Source organism: Desulfobulbaceae bacterium DB1 (assembly GCA_001914235.1).
GTDB lineage: Bacteria > Desulfobacterota > Desulfobulbia > Desulfobulbales > SURF-16 > DB1.
The window spans coordinates 68636-89560 of sequence record MQUF01000014.1 but is presented as its reverse complement, the minus strand read 5'-3'; the positions used below and the strand labels follow the sequence as shown (position 1 = coordinate 89560).

Annotated in this window: 17 protein-coding genes; 14 read left to right on the top strand and 3 right to left on the bottom strand. The window is 54.0% G+C overall.

Annotated features, from left to right (window positions below; genetic code table 11):
• Positions 1-2: 2 nt before the first annotated feature.
• The 14 genes from BM485_12115 (at position 3) to BM485_12050 (ending at position 16534) form a co-directional block, all read left to right on the top strand.
• Positions 3-272 carry an EscS/YscS/HrcS family type III secretion system export apparatus protein gene (locus BM485_12115; GenBank protein OKY74590.1) on the top strand — a complete coding sequence of 90 codons (270 nt, stop codon included), beginning with the start codon at positions 3-5 and terminating at the stop codon, positions 270-272.
• Positions 273-286: 14 nt separating this feature from the next.
• Positions 287-1078 (top strand): flagellar biosynthetic protein FliR, encoded by a 792-nt coding sequence (locus BM485_12110; GenBank protein ID OKY74589.1) that lies wholly within the window; start codon positions 287-289, stop codon positions 1076-1078.
• 3 nt (positions 1079-1081) lie between these two features.
• Positions 1082-2152, top strand: coding sequence for a flagellar biosynthesis protein FlhB (locus BM485_12105; GenBank protein ID OKY74588.1), 1071 nt, complete (start codon positions 1082-1084; stop codon positions 2150-2152).
• A gap of 100 nt (positions 2153-2252) precedes the next feature.
• A complete protein-coding gene (locus tag BM485_12100) occupies positions 2253-4361 on the top strand; it encodes a flagellar biosynthesis protein FlhA (GenBank protein ID OKY74587.1) in 2109 nt (702 codons plus the stop codon).
• Positions 4362-4379: 18 nt separating this feature from the next.
• Complete coding sequence (locus tag BM485_12095) at positions 4380-5528, top strand: flagellar biosynthesis protein FlhF (protein ID OKY74586.1); 1149 nt, start codon at positions 4380-4382, stop codon at positions 5526-5528.
• 45 nt (positions 5529-5573) lie between these two features.
• A complete protein-coding gene (locus BM485_12090; protein OKY74786.1) occupies positions 5574-6428 on the top strand; it encodes a flagellar synthesis regulator FleN in 855 nt (284 codons plus the stop codon).
• Positions 6429-6503: 75 nt separating this feature from the next.
• Positions 6504-7286 (top strand): RNA polymerase subunit sigma, encoded by a 783-nt coding sequence (locus BM485_12085; protein OKY74585.1) that lies wholly within the window; start codon positions 6504-6506, stop codon positions 7284-7286.
• 128 nt (positions 7287-7414) lie between these two features.
• Positions 7415-7795, top strand: coding sequence for a response regulator (locus tag BM485_12080; GenBank protein ID OKY74584.1), 381 nt, complete (start codon positions 7415-7417; stop codon positions 7793-7795).
• Positions 7796-7965: 170 nt separating this feature from the next.
• Positions 7966-8877 (top strand): hypothetical protein, encoded by a 912-nt coding sequence (locus BM485_12075; protein ID OKY74583.1) that lies wholly within the window; start codon positions 7966-7968, stop codon positions 8875-8877.
• 211 nt (positions 8878-9088) lie between these two features.
• The gene (locus BM485_12070; protein OKY74582.1) at positions 9089-10315 is read left to right on the top strand and encodes an ammonia channel protein; all 1227 of its coding nucleotides are present in this window, start codon (positions 9089-9091) and stop codon (positions 10313-10315) included.
• Positions 10316-10415: 100 nt separating this feature from the next.
• The gene (locus BM485_12065; GenBank protein ID OKY74581.1) at positions 10416-10754 is read left to right on the top strand and encodes a transcriptional regulator; all 339 of its coding nucleotides are present in this window, start codon (positions 10416-10418) and stop codon (positions 10752-10754) included.
• Positions 10755-13283, top strand: a complete 2529-nt coding sequence (locus tag BM485_12060) for a [protein-PII] uridylyltransferase (GenBank protein ID OKY74580.1) — start codon at positions 10755-10757, stop codon at positions 13281-13283. It begins immediately after the preceding gene.
• Positions 13284-13463: 180 nt separating this feature from the next.
• Complete coding sequence (locus BM485_12055) at positions 13464-15602, top strand: glutamine synthetase type III (GenBank protein ID OKY74579.1); 2139 nt, start codon at positions 13464-13466, stop codon at positions 15600-15602.
• Between the two features lie 92 nt (positions 15603-15694).
• On the top strand, positions 15695-16534 hold the full coding sequence (locus BM485_12050) for an exonuclease (protein ID OKY74578.1): 840 nt from the start codon (positions 15695-15697) through the stop codon (positions 16532-16534).
• On the opposite strand, the gene BM485_12045 is transcribed toward BM485_12050, so the two are convergent.
• The 3 genes from BM485_12045 to BM485_12035 form a co-directional block, all read right to left on the bottom strand.
• Complete coding sequence (locus tag BM485_12045; GenBank protein ID OKY74577.1) at positions 16529-16996, bottom strand: hypothetical protein; 468 nt, start codon at positions 16994-16996, stop codon at positions 16529-16531. The two genes, BM485_12050 and BM485_12045, sit on opposite strands and share 6 nt — an antisense overlap.
• A 135-nt stretch (positions 16997-17131) precedes the next feature.
• Positions 17132-18301 carry an MFS transporter gene (locus tag BM485_12040; protein OKY74576.1) on the bottom strand — a complete coding sequence of 390 codons (1170 nt, stop codon included), beginning with the start codon at positions 18299-18301 and terminating at the stop codon, positions 17132-17134.
• A gap of 44 nt (positions 18302-18345) precedes the next feature.
• A complete protein-coding gene (locus BM485_12035; GenBank protein OKY74575.1) occupies positions 18346-20913 on the bottom strand; it encodes a hypothetical protein in 2568 nt (855 codons plus the stop codon).
• Between the last annotated feature and the right edge of the window lie 12 nt (positions 20914-20925).

Sequence of the window (20925 nt, the reverse complement as noted above, 5' to 3'; positions counted from 1 at the left end):
CCATGATCCCCATGGAAGCAGTCACATTGGGCCAGAATGCCATTTCCATCACCCTGCTGCTGTCCGCGCCGCTGCTGCTGGTCGGCATGGTGGTAGGCCTGCTCGTCGCTTTGTTTCAGGCCACCACCCAGATTCAGGAGATGACCCTGACCTTTGTCCCCAAAATTGTCGCGGTCATGCTGGCCCTTCTTTTTTTCTCATCCTGGATGCTGATTAAATTAAGTGATTACACCAGCAATCTTTTTCTCAGCATCCCGGATATCATCCGCTGACCAACAGGAAAATCATGGTTGACCCATCTCTTCTTTCCTGGAGTCTCAATCAGTTTCTCATCCTGATCATTATCATGATACGGGTGGGTCCGCTGCTGTTTCTCATGCCCGTTACCGGTTCCAACAACGTGCCGTCGCAGGTGAAAATCCTGCTGACCTTTGCCACGGCACTGGTTCTTGCCCCGGTGGTGCCGGTGACGGCCGAACAACTGCCCGGGTCGGTACTCGGCTTTCTTATTTTTATCGTCAGCGAGGTCTGCTTTGCCGCGATACTCGCCGTTTTCACCCGCTTTATCTTTGACGCCATCCAGATCGCGGGCCAGATGGTGGGCATCCAGATGGGCATGGGCATGGCCGGGGTCATGGATCCGCAGTACGGCATCCAAACCTCCCTGGTGGGCCAGTTCTGGAACATCATCGCCATTCTTATTTTCCTGAGCGTCAACGGTCACCATCTTTACATCCAGACCCTGCTTGACAGTTTTTCCTGGGTTGCGCCCGGCACCCTGCATGTCGGCCGGCCGACGTTTGAAGGGTTGACACAGGGAGGGGCACATATGTTTGTCATGTCCGTCAAAATCATGGCGCCTGCCTCGGCCGCCGTCTTTTTCACCCATGTGGCCATGGGCATCATCGCCAAAACCGTGCCGCAGATCCCTATCCTCATTGTCGGCATGCCGCTTAATATCGGGGTCGGCCTGATTTTTGTCGGCCTGTCCCTGACCTTTTTTCTGCCCCTGATGATTAGTCAGTTTGAAATGCTGGGTCGCGTGCTGCCGCAACTTGCCCGCGGCATGGGAGGATAAGCCATGGCGGAAGAACAAAGCGGTCAGGAAAAAACCGAACAACCCACCGGACGCCGGCTGCAGGACTCCAGAAAAAAAGGCGACGTGGCGAAAAGCATGGAAATACCTTCCGCCGCCGTGCTGCTGGTCGGCCTGCTGACCATCTACATGTCCAGCGGCTACATGCTGGAAAAGATGCTGACCCTGCTGCGGCATTATCTCTCGCAACTGCACAGCATCACGATCATCCCGGACAACATGACCTTTCTCACCATGGAGTCCATGCAGCATGTTGCCCTGCTCACCGTGCCGCTGATGGCCGTCCTTTTCATCACCGCCCTTGCGGCAAATTACGCCCAGATCGGATTTCTTTTCACCACGGAAAAAATGTCGCCGAAACTGGAGAAAATAGACCCGATCAAAGGCATGGGACGAATGTTTTCCCTGCAGACGATGGCCAACACGGTCAAATCCATTGCCAAGCTGGTCATTGTCACCTATGTGGCCTACAGGGAAATCATGAAAAACCTGGATGATTTCCTCCCCCTGATGGACCAGGAACCGCTTCCCATCCTTGCCTTTTACGCCAAGGTTTCCTTCTGGATATTTCTCAAGGCGGCGATCATTATCGCGGTCCTTGCCGCGCTTGATTACGCCTTCCAACGCTGGCAATTCATGAAAAAAATGATGATGACCAAGCAGGAGGTAAAAGAAGAAGCAAAAATGACGGAAGGCGACCCCCATGTCAAGGGTCGCATCCGCTCCATCCAGATGCAGATGGCCCGCAAACGGATGATGACCGAGGTCCCGAAAGCCGATGTCATTATCACCAACCCCACCCGCCTGGCAATCGCCCTGACTTACGACAGCTCCGTCATGAGCGCGCCGACGATAATAGCCAAGGGGGCGGGTGTCATCGCCAAACGGATCAAGGAAATCGCCCGCGAACACAACATACCCATTGTCGAGGACAAACCTCTTGCCCAGGCTTTGTACAAAAATGTTGAAATCAACGAGCAGATACCGGAAAATCTCTTCCAGGCGGTTGCCGAAGTCCTTGCCTATGTGTATGGTCTGAAGAAAAAGAGTGCGTAACTCAAGCAAGAGCGGGTTGTGAGTTCACGTTTTTCGGCAGAAAAACGTACCACCCCGGAACCGGGCACCTTTAAAACCAAACGGAAAACAAACGGAAAAAATGGCGGAAAAAACAGACAGAATGGGCCTCAAGGCGATCAGCATGGAACCATCAAGCCTTATCGTGGCGGCGGGAGTGGTATCCATCCTGATAATCATGATCCTGCCTTTGCCCACCCTCATCCTCGATCTGCTGCTGTCGCTCGGTATCACCATGAGCCTGGTGATCCTTCTTGTGTCCATGTACAACACGGATCCGCTTGAGTTCTCCGCTTTCCCTTCACTGCTGCTGCTGACCACCCTGTTCCGGCTGTCGCTCAACATCGCCTCCACCCGCCTCATTCTGCTGCATGGACACGAAGGGCCGGGCGCGGTGGGCAAGGTCATTCAGTCCTTCGGCAATTTTGTCGTGGGCGGCAACTTTGCGGTGGGACTCATTATCTTCCTCATCATGGTCCTCATTAATTTTATCGTCATCACCAAAGGCTCGGGCCGCATCGCCGAGGTCGCCGCCCGCTTCACCCTTGACGCCATGCCGGGCAAGCAGATGGCCATTGATGCAGATCTTAATGCCGGGCTGATCAACGAAGAAGCGGCCAAAAAAAGACGGTCTGAAATAAGCCGGCAATCAGAATTCTACGGCGCCATGGACGGTGCCAGCAAATTTGTCCGGGGCGAGGCCATTGCCAGCATCGTCATCATGATGGTCAACGTCATGGGCGGCCTGTTTATCGGCGTCCTGCTCCAGAATATGGCTATCGGCCAGGCAGCGGAAACCTATACCCTGCTGACCATCGGTGACGGCCTGGTTTCACAGATTCCCGCGCTTATCATCTCCACCTCCGCCGGTATCATCGTCAGCCGGGCCGCGTCGGATACCAGCATGGGCAAGGAACTCGCCGCGCAGTTCAGCCGACAGCCCCAGGCCTTGGGGGTTTCATCCGGCATCATTATGCTTTTCGGCCTGATTCCAGGCCTGCCGCATCTCCCCTTCCTGATGCTCGGCGCCGGCATGGGGCTGATTTCCTGGTTTGCTTTTCAACGACAGGCCCTGGAAAAAAGCGAAGAAGAAACGGCGGAAGAACGAAGAAAGGAAACCGCGCCGCGACCCGGATCACCGGAAACGGTGGAGGCCCTGCTTCCCCTGGACGCCCTGGAACTGGAAGTGGGCTACGGACTGATACCCCTGGTGGACGAATCCCAGGAGGGGGATCTGCTGGAGCGAATTCGCGGCATCCGTCGCCAGTTTGCCATGGATATGGGCCTTATCATTCCGCCGCTCCATGTGCGCGACAACCTGCAGATCAAGCCGGACGAATACATCCTGCTGCTTAAAGGCGTGGAGATCGCCCGGGGCGAGCTGATGATGGGGTACTTCCTGGCCATGGATTCCGGGGCGGCGAAACGGGAGATTGACGGCATCCCCACCGTGGAGCCGGCCTTTAAGCTTCCTGCCCGCTGGATCAGCAAGGAGAAAAAAGACGAGGCCCAACTGGCGGGTTACACGGTTGTTGATCCGTCAACAGTGGTGGCGACTCACTTGACCGAGGTGCTCCGCACCCATGCCGATGAGCTGTTGGGACGCCAGGATACCCAGAAACTGCTCGACAATCTTGCCAAAACCCATCCCAAGGTGGTGGAGGAACTGGTTCCCGGCCTGCTTCCCCTCGGCAAACTGCAGAAAGTGTTGCAAAACCTGCTGCGCGAACGCGTCTCCATCCGGGACCTGCTGACCATCTGCGAAACCCTGGCCGACTATGCCCCCATGAGTAAAGATATGGATATCCTGACCGAATACGTACGGCAAAAATTGGCGCGCTCCATTACCAGCACCCTGGCCGACGACGGGGGAACCTTGTCCGTTCTGACCCTGAGCACCCAGGTGGAGGATCTCATCCGGGAATCGGTGCAAAGCTCGGAGCAGGGATCATTTCTTGCCCTTGACCCGAGCCTGGGGCAGAAAATCATTGAATCACTGCAGAGCGCAGCGGACAAGGTAACCCAGCAGGGCTATCAGCCGGTTATCATCTGCGCCCCGGTGCTGCGCCGTCATCTGCGCAAACTTATCGAGAGATTTCTCCCCCAAGTGGTGGTATTGTCGCATAATGAATTGACCAGCCAGTCGAAGATACAGTCACTGGGAACTGTTGATATAAACCGAAAAAAATAGACTCAAAAAATTGCTCCCATGCGCATACGAAGATTTGAAGCACCGGACAGCAAAACCGCCTTTGCCCTGGTCAAGAAAGAGCTGGGCGACAGTGCCGTCATCCTGGCCAACAAAACCTTGAATGCCGGTACCGCCGATCAGCGCTATGAGGTCCTGGCGGCAATGGACTATGATCTTGAAGAAATTACCGTGCCCCTTGCCGCTTCCGCCAGCCCGGCAGAAGAAAAGACAACGGGGGCGATATACGGCTATGACACATTCCGCCCCAAGCAGCGGGAAACAAATGCTGCCGCAACGAATCGGATCCCCAAAAGGTCCGAGCAGGAAATCAGCCTGGAATCACACGATCTGCGCATGCGTTTTGCAGGAATTTTACGCCAGAAAGGCGTTCAAGCGCCAATGAAAACCAAATCAACGGCGGCTCCCTCGGCCCCCACCCCTCCCAGCCGACCTGATCCCCAGGAGGTGAGCCGCTGGCGCGACCAGTTAATCAGCCGGCTGCAGGTGGCTCCTCCGGACTTCAGCCGGCGGAAAAAACCGATTATCCTGGCCCTGACCGGGCCGACCGGTGTCGGCAAAACGACCACTTCGGCAAAAATCGCCGCCTGGTATAAGATCCGGGAAAAACGCAGAGTGGCCCTGATCTCCATGGACTGTTACCGCATCGGCGCAACCGATCAGATGAGAACGTACGCCAGAATAATGCAGCTTCCCTGTGAAATCGTCCTGCGGCGCAGGGACCTGCTCCGGTCGGTGGAAAGGCATCGGGACTGCGACCTGATCATTATCGACACCGCCGGCAAAAGCCCCTATGACGCAAAGCACATCAGCGAACTTGCCGACTGGTTCGCCCCCCTGGATCAGGTTGATTTGCAGCTTGTCTTGAGCGCTCCCACCAAAAAAGAAGATCTGGAACAGATCATCACGGCCTATTCCCCGCTGGCGCCCGCCGGGTTGATTCTGACCAAACTCGATGAAACGAGAGCCTATGCCGCATTATGCCAGCAGATTGCGGGGGCGGAAATCCCCATCTCCTTTCTCACCACGGGCCAGAAGGTGCCGGAAGATTTTTTCGTGGCCTCGGTTCCTTTTCTGGAAAGACTTTTCAAGAAAGGTTGGTCGGCGGTTATGGAAGCGGAAAACTCATACTCCGGCAACGGTATATAATTGAGGACAACAAAAATGCATCAGGCAGATACCTTGGAAAAAATCATGCAGCCGATACGCAGATCGCCGCTCCGCCACACCTTCCCATCCCCCGACAAGTCCCCCAGGGTCATCTGTGTCACAAGCGGCAAAGGCGGAGTCGGCAAAACAAACATAGTCGTCAATCTGGCTTACTGCCTTGCCGGAAAGGGCAAAAAAGTGCTGATCCTGGATGCGGACCTGAACCTCGCCAATGTTGATGTGCTTCTCGGCCTCACTCCCCGCTACAACCTGCATCACGTTTTTCTAGGCGAAAAGAGCCTGCAGGACATCCTGGTGAAAGGACCGGGCGGCATATCCATTCTGCCTGCCAGTTCCGGCATTCTCGAACTGTCGGAACTGACGGAAGAGCAAAAACTCTATTTCCTCGCGGAAATGGCCGAACTCGGGGAACAGACGGATATCCTCCTGATAGACACCGCCGCCGGCATCAACAAAAATGTCATATATTTCACCCTGGCCGCCCAGGAACGAATCATTGTCCTGAACCCTGAACCCACATCGCTCACCGATGCCTACGCCATGATCAAGGTGCTTTCCACCCGCCACGATGTTAAAAAATTTCGCATCCTGATCAACTCCGCCCAATCCGAGAAAGAGGCACTGGCCGTCTTTCGTCAGCTGACCGCCGTGGCCGACCGTTTTCTTGACACCATTTCCCTTGACTATCTCGGCTACATCCCCCTGGATACGAAACTGCCCCAGGCCGTGCGCAGCCAGCGTTTAGTCGTTGAAACAGCCCCGGACTCGCCCTGTGCCAAAAAATTCGTCAAACTGGCCGCCGCTCTTGCCGACGAAGAGATAACATCGCAGCATGACGGAAACATCAAATTTTTCTGGCAAGGCCTGTTTGAATTGTAATATAATCAAAAAAGTAAATTTTTCTTGCGCGCTTGACAGTGATGACCAGATATACGGGAGCAGCCCTCGCAACACATGAATAAACAGCCGTCACCCAAATTCAAGGATTACACCAAGGCGTACTTCAGCCCCGCGACCGAGCTGACGCAAGACAAGCGCAATGAGCTGATTCTTACCTACACCCCGCTCATCAAGTACATCGCTTCCCGGCTTGCCAGCCGCCTCCCCGGCCATGTCTCGCTGGACGATTTAATCAGCTGCGGCATCATCGGGCTGATCGACGCCATCGACAAATTCGACGTCAACAAAAACGTGCAGTTCAAAACCTATGCCGAATTCCGCATCAAGGGGGCAATGCTGGACGAACTGCGGGCCCTTGATTGGGTCCCGCGCTCGATCCGGCGTAAAATCACCGAACTGGAACAAACTTACGCCGTGCTGGAAAAAAAAATGGGACGTCCGGCCACCGATGAGGAGGTTGCCGCGCAACTGAATATGCCCCTGGAGGAATTCCACAAGCTGCTTGACGAAACGAAATCAGTCACCTTTCTCGACATCGAACTGCTCAGACAGCGCACACCCGATCCCCTGACCGACGCCATCCCCGAACCTTTCCTCGGCATCGACACAGACCCTTTTGCGGCAATCAATCTTGCCCAGATCAGAGATCTCGTTGCCCAGGCCATCGATCAATTGCCGGAAAAGGAAAGATTGACCGTTTCCCTTTATTATTTCAATGAACTGACCATGAAAGAAATCGGACATGTCCTCGGCTATACCGAGTCCCGCATCTCGCAGATGCACAGTAAAGCCATGCTGCGTCTGCGCACAAAATTAAAAAAAGCGCTGAGTGGCTGATTCAAATCTTTACGTAAGCGACAAAATCATATATTTTTAAGGAGTTGCTTCACTATCCGTTGTGTTGCGGCCCATTTCCGGCAAAATTTATAAAGACGAGATAAAGCCTTTTACGCAGAGAGGATGACATGCCTGATACCAACATGAAAGTGCTTGTTGTTGATGATTTTGCAACCATGAGACGAATTGTCAAAAACATTCTGGTGCAGCTGGGCTACAAAAATATTGTTGAGGCCGACGACGGCACCACGGCGGTGGATATTCTCAAGTCAGAAAAAATCGATATGATCATCTCCGACTGGAACATGCCGAAAATGACAGGACTCGACCTGCTCAAGCATGTTCGAGCCGACCCCAAACTGAGCGCCATTCCTTTCATCATGGTCACGGCCGAGGCACAACAGGATAATATCATTCTGGCCGTGAAGGCCAAAGTCAGCCAGTATATCGTCAAACCGTTCACCGCGGAAACCCTCGGGGAAAAGATCAACAAAGTCTTCGGCAGCTGATTTCCGCTTGGCAGTGAACGCCCGCGTGACCCCCTCCGAGGATGTTTTGCGGCCGACGTTCAGAGAATTTCCCCCTGCAGAGCTGAACAAGATTCTTAGAATAAGCATTTACACAATTTCACTCAGATGAAGGAGTGATACCATCTCAGGCGAAAAGCTTAAGAATCTCAATGGCCTCAGACGAAAAACCCAAAGACCTGTTTGATTTTGACCTGCCCGAAGGTCTGGATGACGACCTTGGGGGTGATTGGGAATCCGCCTTTCAGGCTGAAGACTTCATGCTTTCTCCTGATGCCGAAGGCGATGCTTCCCCCGGCCAGGAAACCGGCGATGACGTCAACCTGGCAGCCCTTCTCCAGGAAAGCGACGAAAGCAAGAGCGGAAAAACACTTGCCGGTGTCGCAGGAGAAATCCAAGAGGAACCCGGCACAACACCTCTCCAGGCAGCGGCTCGCCCCCTTTCCTTTCTTGCCGCTGTCCCCCTTCTTCCCGCCCAATTCCTTTCATGGTATAAATCCCGCCCTCCCTATCAAAAAATTCTTTTCCCTGCCGCGGCCCTGGTCTTCTTGATCATTTTTTCTTCCATTCTTTTCTTCCGTACCACCAGTGATCAGCTGGCCCGGCAGCAGCATCCCGCCAGAGAAACGGTGCCGGCCGGTCAATCCCCTGCTCAACCGGCAGAGGCGCAAAAAAACATCCCGACGCCAGTTCCTCTTGTCCCTCAAACCGAGGCGGACAGCACCAGCCAAACCGGCCTGCCGGCAAAAACCCGGAAAAAATGGTCGATGCCCGGTTTTTTCATCACCGTGCAACACGACCAGAGCCATGAAACCGTCATTATCAATGTTGATCTGACCCTGATTCTCCTGCTGGATCCCGGGCAGCCCCTGCCGGAACAGAAAAAGGCGTATGTCCGTGATACCATATATCAATTTTACAGCAATCGGCCTGTTGACGAATTGCGCCGTTATTCTCTGGCACGGGGTGAAATGATTCGCAACCTCGAGTCATGGCTCAAAAAAGCCTGGCCGGACGGCCCTGTCGCCTCCATCATCTTTGACAAGTATCGCGTGGTCCGCTGACCCCAAAAAGATTACATTTTTGCAAACAAATCAACAGAAACTTACATTATTGTAACACATTTCCACTTCACGCCGACTTTCCCCCAAACGAATAGCCTGACAAATCAACAAGATAAGCGACTCAGTTACATTGGCACATTGTTTGCTATTTCATTGCAAATTCCGTTTTTCCCATAAACCGCCACCTTGCGATAAAAAGGAAAACCAGCCAATGATCTCAGGAGCCGACACAGCATTTATTCTCGTTTCAGCCGCACTTGTCCTGTTGATGACACCGGGACTGGCGTTGTTTTACGCAGGAATGGTCCGAGGAAAAAACACCCTCGGCACCATACTGCAATCCTTTGTCATGATTTCAATCGTCAGCATCGAATGGGTCTACATCGGGTACAGCATGGCCTTCGGCCCCGATGTCGGCGGCTTTATCGGCGACTTGTCATCTTTTGGCCTCAGCGGCGTCACAAGCGCACCCAGTCCCCATTACGCCACCACCATTCCACAATCCGTTTTCATGATCTACCAATGCATGTTCGCCGTTATCACTCCGGCGCTCATTACCGGCGCTTTTGCCGAGCGGATGCGATTCGGACCGTTTCTCATTTTCAGCCTGTGCTGGACCATTTTAGTTTACAATCCCGTGTGCCACTGGGTATGGGGTAACGGCGGCTGGCTGGGAGCCAGGGGTGTTCTTGATTTTGCCGGTGGCCTTGTGGTTCATCTCACTTCCGGCATGGCGGCGCTTGCCGCGGTTATCATCCTGGGACCGCGCAAGGGCTTTGGCCGGGAAAGCTTCATCCCCCACAGCCTCCCCATGACACTTCTCGGCACCGGACTTCTCTGGTTCGGCTGGTTCGGCTTCAACGGCGGAAGCGCTCTGGCGGCCAACGGCATAGCGGCAACGGCGTTCATCTCCACCCATCTTGCCGGCATGTCCGGCATGGGCATGTGGCTTCTGGTGGAATGGGTTCACCGCAAGAAACCAACAACCCTCGGCGCCGCATCAGGCGCCATCGCCGGCCTCGCCACGGTAACACCGGCGGCGGGCTTCATCTCTCCCAACTCCGCCGTCATCATCGGACTTATCGCCGGACTTTGCTGCTATGCCGCGGTTACCTTCAAAAACAGGATCGGCTTTGACGACAGTCTCGACGTCGTGGGCATCCACGGCATGGGGGGTGTTATCGGCACTATCTGCCTCGGCTTTTTCGCCACAAAAACCGTCAATCCGGCGGGAGCGGACGGCCTTTTTGCCGGCAACGCACCCTTTCTCGCCACCCAGATATTCGGCGTTGCCGTGGTTGGCGCCTATGCCTTTGCCGTCAGCATCATGTTACTGAAAATTATGGATATCCTTTGCGGCGGACTCCGCATCAGCAAGGACGAAGAAGTCATCGGTCTCGACCAGAGCGCCCACAGTGAAACCGCTTACAACATGTAGCCGAAAAACAAAAAAACATGAAACCCGGACATGCTTTGCGGTAAGATGGTAACAATTCAACTCGCGGCACAATGCAAAAAATTAAACAAAGGAGACCTTCATGAAAAAAATAGAGGCAATCATCAAGCCTTTCAAACTTGACGACGTCAAGGAAGCGCTCAATCAGCTGGGCATCAGGGGAATGACCTTAACCGAGGTAAAAGGTTACGGCCGCCAGAAAGGGCACAAGGAAATTTATCGTGGTGCCGAATATGTTGTTGATTTCATACCAAAAATCAAACTTGAGCTCATCGTCAAAGCCGAACAGGCAAACGAAGTCATTGAGGTTATCCGCAATGCCGCCCTGACCGGAAAAATCGGTGACGGCAAAATATTTGTCCTTCCAGTTGAACAGGTCATTCGAGTGCGAACAGGCGAAACCGGCGAGGAAGCCATTTAAATGAACCAAGTCCTGCGCGCAAAACGCGACGCCCTGGAATCGCTCTGGCGACAAGGGTTAAGCGGCCACGCACTGCTTGAAAGGCATACCAGCCTCATGGATTCGGCCTTGGCCGGCTACTTCGAGCAGTGCCTGCATGACGCACAAAATATGTCTCTGGTAGCCCTGGGCGGATACGGCAGAGAGGAACTGTTCCCCTATTCCGATATCGACCTGATGCTCCTGCACGACCACTCATCAGACGAACTGGTAGGCAAGGTGGCGGAAGCCGTTTTTTATCCCTTATGGGACGCGGGCCTTGAAGTTGGTCATGGCGTGAGAACGGTTCAGTCGTGCCTTGACGAGGCGGACAAGGATTTTTTCCTGCAGGTTTCGCTGCTCGACGCACGGCTCATTGCCGGAGACGAAACGCTTTTGAGCTCGCTGCTTGAAGAGTTTCGTAAAAAATTCATTGAAGGGCGACGCAATACTTTTTTGCAAGACATGCTTTTTCATCGCCAAAAACGACACCAGCGTTTCGGCAATCACAGTTATCTCCTGGAGCCGCACATCAAGGAAAGCCGAGGCGGTTTCAGGGATATCCAGGCCATGCTCTGGTCAAGCCAGGTGATCTTCAGCCTGAAAACGGCAGAGGATCTGGAGCGGGCCGGAATGCTGACCGCCGATGAACTTGCCCGTTTTGCCGGCGCCCGCAACACCCTGATTAAAATACGAAACAGGCTCCATTACATCAGCGGCCGCAAAAACGATCAACTTTTCTTTGAACACCAGGAAGAAATGGCCCACGCCTTCGGCTACAAAGACGAACAGGGCATGCTCGGAGTCGAACGGTTCATGCGCGATGTCCACGGACACCTGCAAACCATCGCCGTCACCACCGATCTTTTTTTCGAACACGCCATTGAGGTGCTGGGCATAGCCAACTCCGACAACCTTCCCCGCAACAAAAATCTTGAAAAAGGACTGCAACTGCGTCAGGGCCGCATCCACATAACGGATCAGGAATTTATCAGGAAACGCCCCCACCTGATCATGCGGGCCTTCTACCATGCGGCGAAATATGGTTGCCCCCTGCACTACCGCTCAAAAAAAATGATCACCGCCATGCTTCATACACTTGATGGCAAGGCCAGAAATTCCAAATTAACCAGCCGGGCCTTTCTCGAAACCCTGCAATGCCCGAAAGCGCCTTTGCCGGCCCTGACGGAAATGCTCGAAACCGGGCTTCTCGATTCCTATCTTCCCGAATTCCTCCACCTGAAATCCCTGGCCCAGCACGATATCTACCACGTTTACACGGTGGATCGCCATTTACTGCAAACAGTCGAGGAGATAAACAGGCTGCGTGTTTCCGAACATGCGATTTTTATCACCCTGGCCTCGCCCCATCTCCTTTTTCTTGCCGCCCTGCTGCACGACATCGGCAAAGGCCAGGGAAAAAACCACTGCGAATACGGCGCCGAGCTTTCGGCTGAAATCGGCGCGCGACTCGCCTTGCCGGAAGCAGACATAAAATGCCTTGCATTTCTCGTGCGGGAACATCTTTTTCTGGCCGAAATCGCCCAACGACGCGATCTTGAAGACGAGGCGCTGATTATCCGCTGCGCGCGACACATCCAGGATCCCGACAGATTGACCATGCTCTATCTGCTGACCGTGGCCGACGCCAAAGCGACCGGTCCCTCGGCCTGGTCGGAATGGAAGGCGGCGCTTCTACTGCAGCTTTACCTGAAAATCGCCAATATCCTCAGCCGGGACGACCTCTCCATGCCGGACCCCGCAAAGGAGCTGACATGGATGAGAGACCAGATCAAGGCGCTGCAGGGCAACAATTGTCCGGTATCGGACACGATCCTTCCAGACGACTACCTGCAGGGCAACAGCCCGGAAGAGGTCGTTCGTCACCTCACCCTGCATGGCGAGCTGCGTCATCGAGAGGTAATCCTCCAGGCCCGCGCGGAAGAGGGCCACTGGTCACTGCTCATCATGACCCACGACCGGCCCGGCCTGTTGTACAAAATCTGCGGCATCCTGGCCCTGCACAACCTGCAGGTGCTCGCCGCCCAGATTTACACCTGGCTTGACGGTACCGTTGTCGACATTCTCCATGTCGCGTCGACCATCGACAACCTTTTTGGCGACCACAACTGGCAAAAGCTCGAAGAGGATCTCGCCAAGGCGATCCATTTTCGACTCGGACTTTCCCATCGCCTGCACAGCAAGCTGCAATCCATGCGATCCGGTGCGCCGCAACCGGCCAAGCGGCCCGCCGCCAAGGTGATCATCGACACCAAGGCATCGGACAATTATACCGTCATCGAGGTTTATGCAGAAAACAGGACAGGGCTTCTTTACGACATCACCCGCACCCTGTCTGATTTCGGCATCAACACATTCCGCGCCAAGATCGGCACCAAAGGAGACCAGATTGTCGACGTTTTTTATGTGCTGGATCATCGGGGAATAAAAATTGAAGATGAGATTTTTCAACAGGAAATCAGAAACGGCCTGCTCCATGCCGCTGCCTGACCCCCTTGCGGGATACAAAAAGAATATAATTACATTTTTGTAATTATTTAAAAAAATCGTGCCGAATATGGCGCAATGAGGCAAAACCACGCAACGAAACAAAACAGTCTTACCAGGCGCAAACCAGATAAATTCCATGTACATTCTATTACCAATAAAACTTACGCAAGGAGAAACAAAATGAATACCGACTGCAGCTTTGGATGTGATTACTCCGAACAGCCCCCCGTCAATCTGCCGACCCTTTTCGGCTCCAATGTTTTCAGCGACAAAGTCATGAAGGCGCGACTGCCCAAGGAAACATACAAATCATTACGGCAAACCATCGACCGCGGCACCTCCCTGGCCCCGGAAACCGCCGCCGTGGTGGCAAATGCCATGAAGGATTGGGCCATCGAAAAAGGGGCCACCCACTACACCCACTGGTTTCAGCCCCTTACCGGCTCCACCGCGGAAAAACACGATTCCTTCATCGCCCCGACACCGGACGGCGGCGTCATTATGGAATTTTCCGGCAAGCAGCTCATCCAAGGCGAACCGGACGCTTCCTCCTTTCCCAGCGGCGGCCTGCGGGTCACCTTTGAGGCCCGCGGCTACACCGCCTGGGACTGCACCTCCCCCGCCTTCCTCAAGGAAGACGCGGCGGGCAATGTTACCCTGTGCATCCCCACCGCCTTTTGCTCCTACAAGGGAGAAGCGCTGGACAAAAAGACTCCGCTGCTGCGCTCCATGGCGGCTGTTTCCAAACAGGCGCTTCGTCTCCTGAAGGCTCTCGGCAACACCACCTCCACCAGCGTCACTTCGACGGTGGGAGCGGAGCAGGAATATTTCCTGGTGGAAAAAGACTACTATCTGAAACGTCTCGACCTGCTCACCTGCGGCAGAACCCTGTTCGGCGCGCCCGCCCCCAAAGGCCAGGAGCTGGAAGACCAGTACTTCGGCGCCATCAAGGATCGTGTTTCCGCCTACATGAAGGATCTGGACATTGAACTCTGGAAAATGGGCATCACCTCCAAAACAAAACATAACGAGGTTGCTCCGGCCCAGTACGAGATGGCGCCTGTTTTCGTCACCACCAACATTGCCGCCGACCAGAACCAGCTGGTCATGGAAACCATGCAGAAAGTGGCGCTGCGCCACGGCATGGTCTGCCTGCTGCACGAAAAACCCTATGCCGGCGTCAACGGCTCGGGCAAGCACAACAACTGGTCCCTTTCCACCGATGACGGTATCAATCTGCTCGAACCGGGCAGCACTCCGGAGGACAACGCTCAGTTCCTTGTTTTCCTCTGCGCCCTGCTCAAAGCGGTTGACACCCATGCCGACATCATGCGCGGCACCTGCGGCAGCTCCGGTAATGACCACCGCTTGGGCGCCAACGAGGCCCCTCCGGCCATCATCTCCGTCTTCCTCGGCGACGACCTGAGCAACATCCTGAACGGTCTGGCCAAAGGGGAAAAGATCTGTTCTTCCAGCGGCTGTCAGTTCCTGAAAATCGGTGTTGACTCCCTGCCCGAGCTGCCCAAGGACAATACCGATCGCAACCGAACCTCGCCCTTTGCTTTCACCGGCAACAAATTCGAGTTCCGCATGGTCGGCTCATCCCAGTCCATCTCCGGCCCGAACGTCGCCTTAAACAGCATTGCCGCCGAAGCCCTGGACGAAGTCGCCACCCGCCTGGAAAAGGCCAAGGATGTTAACGCCGAAATTCTCTCCATCATCAAGGATACGGTCAAAAACCACGGTCGGATTATCTTCAACGGCAACAACTACAGCATGGAATGGGAAAAGGAAGCGGAGAAAAGGGGATTGCCCAATATCCGCACCACGATCGACGCCCTGAAATCCTTCATTACTCCGAAGGCCATCAAGCTGTGGGGCAAATACAATGTTCTCAGCAAGGAGGAGCTGCACTCCCGCTACGAAATTTACGTCGAGCAGTTCTCCAAGCACATCAATATTGAGGCGCAGACCGCTATTCAGATGGTGCGCCGCCAGTATATGCCGGCTGCCATTCGTTACTGCACCGAACTGGGCAACTCGGCAGCCGCGGCGGGCAAATCCGCAACCGTGCAAAAAGAGCTGCTCGCCGAAATCAGCGACCTGCTGACCTCGGCCAACAAAAAACTCAAAAAACTTGAGGAGGAAACCGTCAAGGCCGGCGCCATCGACAAAGTCGACAAACAGGCCATTGCCTTTCGCGATAAGGTCCGCACCACCCTGTTTGACCTGCGAACAGACATTGACGCACTGGAGAGGCTTATGCCGAGTGACCTCTGGCCTGTTCCCGTTTACAGCGACATGCTGTTCAAGCTGTAAAATACACTGATTGCCATTGTCAGAAGCAGACAGGGGGGCGAAGTGCCCCCCTGAGCTATTTCAACATCCCTTGCCGCTGCCGCCACACAACATTGCTCCACAACACCTTCATCCATATTCCCGGCGTCGGCGAAAAAACAGAGCGCGAAATCTGGCAATCAGGCGTTCACACCTGGGACCACTGGCAGCCGCCTTATCCACCTTCTTTATCTGAAAGCAAGATCAAGCTCATCACCTACCATCTGCAACAATTTCAACAACGTAACGACGGCACCCCCGTATTTTATGCAAAACTTCTTTCTTCCAATCAGCACTGGCGGCTCTTCCCCCATTTCCGGAGCAAAACCGCGTACCTGGACATTGAAACAAACGGCATGGTCGGGGAAGACTGCGAAATCACCGCCATTGCCCTGTATGACGGACGGACAATCCGCAGCTATGCACAGGGGCGGAACCTGCAAAATTTCGTTGATGACATTGCCGCCTTTGATGTCATTGTTACTTACAACGGCAAAAGTTTTGATGTCCCGGTTATCGAATCATGTCTCCACACCCGTCTCAATCAGGTGCACATTGACCTGCGCCATGTCCTGGCACGGCTCGGTTACCGAGGTGGACTGAAAGGATGCGAAAAACAACTCGGCATTGACAGAATGGGCCTGGAGGGAGTGGACGGATATTTTGCGGTGCTGCTCTGGAGGGAATTTTGTCGAAAAGGGGAGGAAAAAACGCTTCAAACCCTTCTTGCCTACAATATCGCGGACGCCGTCAACCTTGAACGCCTGCTGGTCCACGCCTACAATCTCAATATAGCGGCAACGCCCTTCAGTCTCTCCAATTACATCCCGGTTCCCGATCCGCCGCAAAGCCCCTTTCAACCCGACCGGGAGATCGTGGCTCGCCTGAAGAAACAGGCCCGACCTTTTCTATAAAAGAACGATGATGGCGCCGCTTTTTTCCTTGCTGCCGTTTTCCCAGGCATAACTTGCGATACCGCCGTCAAGCTTCATCTGCCGGAACAACAACTCGACAAAATCAGGCAGCACGGGCGCCCCTTGGGAATGAAGTCCCTTGCCGGTAATAACACGTAACGACTCAAGCCTCTTTAACCGTGCGGTAAGCAGAAAATTTTCCACCTTTATTTTTGCCTCCGCACTGGTGCAGCCATGCAAATCAAGTTCTTCCTGGATCGGCGGATGGAGGGGTTTCGGCGGTCCTTCTTCCTTTGTTTCTTTTTGCAGGGCACGCTCCGCGCTCACCCTGTCAAAGATGTCAAAATCCAGCATTTCGACAAAGGATCTTTCCCTTTTGGCATCGGCCAGACCGGCAAAAGAAAAATCATCATCCGTCAGCTTCGGAAGCGCGGCTCGACCCCGCTTTGCCCTCTTAGTCATTTTCCTGTTTCATCCTGATCGTCCACCATAACTCCCATGTCCCCTTTTTTGCCCGGCCCGTTTCAGTCAATATATTGACAATGAACCAGGACGGCAAGCAAATGCGTGGATTTCCTTTTCACCTTTAAGCATATCTCAAACCGCAATCATTTTACGGGGGGCAATAAGAGCCGTAGCGATCATGGACAGGATCAGGACAATGAAGCCGATGATAAAAAAAACCCAGTGAAGGCCGAACCAGTCAGAGATGATCCCGGCGCTCAGGGATCCGAGAAAAACTCCGCAGCTCATTGCCAGGGTGAAGACCCCCATCATGGTCCCCTGCCCGTACCGCCTTCCCTCCTGGGTGGCGAGAGCTCCAAGGGTCGGCCAGATAATCGCCTCGCCTATTCCGAGGACAACAAACAATCCCAGCAAAGACCCGACACTGCCGGCCAGGGGTACCAGACACATGACAATACTGATGACCAGACAGCCGATCCGGAGAAAGACCACCTTGTCCAGCCGGTCGGCCATCCTGCCGCAGGGCCCCTGAAGGATGGCATTTACCAGGGTCCTGACGGCAATAACCAGGCCGATCTCCATGGCGCTTGCCTGAAACCACTGGTGCATGAGCAAGGGCAAAAAAGCCATGGTCGGCACCATGATGAGCATGGTTGCCATCCTTGCCAGCAGAATCCCGCCGGTTTCCCGCTTGGAAAGCATGGATTTCATCGCCTCGACGATCCCCATGGGCCGGGGATTTCTTTCTCCACACGGCAGCGACGGCATCTGAAAAAAAATCAACAGCATGGCCAGGCAGCTCAAGCCCGCCATGACATAAAAGGCGGAAGCCATTCCAAAGGTGTCGGCAAAAAATCCACCGATCAGCGGTCCGCTGCCGATTCCGGTAAAAATGGCAATATTGAGCAGTCCCATGGAGCGACCCTCCATGCCAAGCGGCGACATGGCGCTGACATAGGCCATGGCGACAGGGACAATCATTGCCGATCCCACCCCATGGAAACAACGGATGAGGATAAGATTAAAAATCGAGTCGGCATGCGGGATCAGCAGACCCACCACGGCATAAATCAGCAGTCCGCAGAGCAGGAAGCTCTTTCTGCCCAACCGGTCGGAGAGATTGCCGACAACGGGTTGACAAATTGCCCGGCTGATGGAAAAGGCGGCGATAATCATCCCGAGCGTCAGGCCATTGGCGCCGAGGCTGACAGCAAAAACCGGCATTATGGGGACAATGATGCCGATTCCGAGCAGGGCAATAAATACCGCCAGGAGAAGAGTGGCCAGAATGTGGCGTTGCATGGTTTGACCGTATTTATTTCAGAAGGCGCGCCGGCGGCACCGCATCAGCCGGCTTCCTTTTCACCAACCCCATGTCCCTCGACGGTTTTCTCTTCATCATCGTCGTTACTTTTCACATCACTCATTGTCAACAGATCCCGGCCCAACTCCTCCACATTGATAAGCAACTTGTGTCCGAGATGAAGGAATTCCTCCAGCCAGCTACGGGCTGTTTCATCGCCCGCATCTGCTCCTTTTCGAGCCGGCTGATACTTGGCGGCCATGATTTCATAATAGATATTCTGCACCTCCCAGAGATTTATTTCGGCAGGGAAAAGAAAAAGCACGGAAAGAAAGGTATTCATCCGCCGCAATGCGGCACTGCCTGCATCCAGCTGCAACTGCTCGGCTTCCCTGGCAAGTCTGCTCACCAGAACATTATCAAGCCATTCCGACTCCAATTTAATATCCCACCGCCCCATTTCCCGGATAAGAAAATCGATCTGACCCACGTCAATGATTTTACTATCCAAAATCTTGACAATCTCGCGCTTCAAGGCTATTTCCGCCGCAGATCTGAAGGTGGCGGGGAGACGGTGGCCAAGACTTTCCAGCAGCCCCATGAGAAAGGATGTTTTTTTGTACGCCTCTTCAAATGTCATTTCAATGGCGGAGATACCATCCTGAATGATCATCTTCAGCAGCTGCTGCTGTTCGTCTCGAAAGATATCCTTAATTGAATAAAGAGTGGCACCAAAATGTTTTTCAATGGCCTTGACGGCTTCCGATACGCCTCTCAGCTGGAAACAGTCCCCAATCTCCCTGGCTGTTTTTTCATGCAGCATGTCATCCCTGCCGGCAAATGAAGACTCCGGGCAACGGCTGGAAATTTCAGCGGGAGATTGCACCGCGCACTGGAAATCATGTATATTCTGCTGCAAAGCGGCATAATGATAGATTTTGACCGAACCGGTAACAATGGAGGATATCTCCAGGCGACCGACGGCAACGGCCGCCTGGCTGCCGGTAATTCTGACATAATCCTGACGGGCAATATGGAAGCACCCCACCTTCGTCCGTGATTCTGTTTCCGCGAAAAATGAACTGATGGCGGCATGGGCGGCCACTTTCCGTAAATTTACCCTGGAAGGCAGCACAAATTTCCGGTAGATGTCGGCCCCATTGCCCATGGTGTCAATATTGCTCCTTGCCTCGGCAAGCTGCTCCAGAAAATTTTCCTCAAGCATCTCTGCGCCAAATGAACCGGCCAGCTCAATCGCCCGGGCTGCGTAACAAAGAATCTGAACCGGCTCAATTCCGGAAATCTCATCAAAGAACCAGCCGCAGCTTGTATACATCAGCATGGCATTACGTTGCATCTCCAGCAGCAGCCATGCCTTGCTTTCCTCTTCCGGACTAAACGTCTTTTTGCCGTATTTCCGCAAAAATGCTTTTTTACTTTCCAACGACCGATCCACGACAACATCAAGATACTGATCACGGGCGGCCCATGGATCAACAAACAAGTCCTCGGCTTCTTGGCGATAAACGGCGATCAGCTTGTAGCGCAGCCAATCAAGGCATTCCCGCAAGGGGGTGCGCCAGGATTGCGTCCAGCCGGCGTTACAGCCCGTATTGCAGCCGCAGTGACTGCGCCAGCGTTCAACACCGTGCATGCAACTCCAGGAGCTTTTTTCAAAAATTTGAACTTCATGGACAGGAGGATGCCGGGCAAGATATTGCGCGTAATTTGTCACGATGACCTGCTCATGATTTTCGAGCAGAACGTTGGCATAGGCCAGGGCCATATCACCGAATTGGTGGTGATGACCGAATGTTTCACCGTCCGTGGCAATATGGGTCAACAGGGGCTGATTTGCGTCAGCAGGGATGTCCGCAAGAATGCTGCGCGCCAGATTTTCTCCGCTGGCGAGCAGATCGCCGAAAGCGACGTCATGGGCAATCCGGCCGTTATAGAAAAAAAGAGCAATGGACTGGCCGCCGGGCAGCCGGGCAAGATAGGGACGCCTGGTATCAATGCTGCCTCCGGAGACATTTTCCCATTTGCGCCGGCCGAGGGAACGAACCCGACCGGCCTGGCCCGGGGCCAGGATGGTGAACTTGATTCCCTGATCAGCAAGGATCTCCAGGGTCTCAATATCAACGGCTGTTTCGGGCAACCACATCCCTTCCGGATCCCGGGCGAAATGCCTGCGGAACGACTTGATGCCCCAGATGACCTGGGTCTTTTTGTCCCTGCGGTTCGCCAATGGCATTATCATGTGGTTATACGCCTGGGCAACGGCATTGCCATGCCCCGACCTTTTCCCGGCACTGATGCGATCGGCGGCTATTATTTTTTCATACACGTCGGCGGCATATTTTTCGAGCCAGTCCAGCAGAGTCGGACCGAAATTGAAACTGACCTTCTCATAATTATTGACGATCCGGGTTATTCGCCCATCGGCGTCAAGGATGCGGGCACACGCATTGGGACCGTAACATTCCGCATTGATACGCATGTTCCAGTCATGATACGGGAAGGCGGAATCCTGGATTTCAATTCTTTCCAGCCAGGGATTTTCACGGGGCGGCTGATAGAGATGGCAATGAATGCATATGTAGCTGTTCATACTTATCTTCCG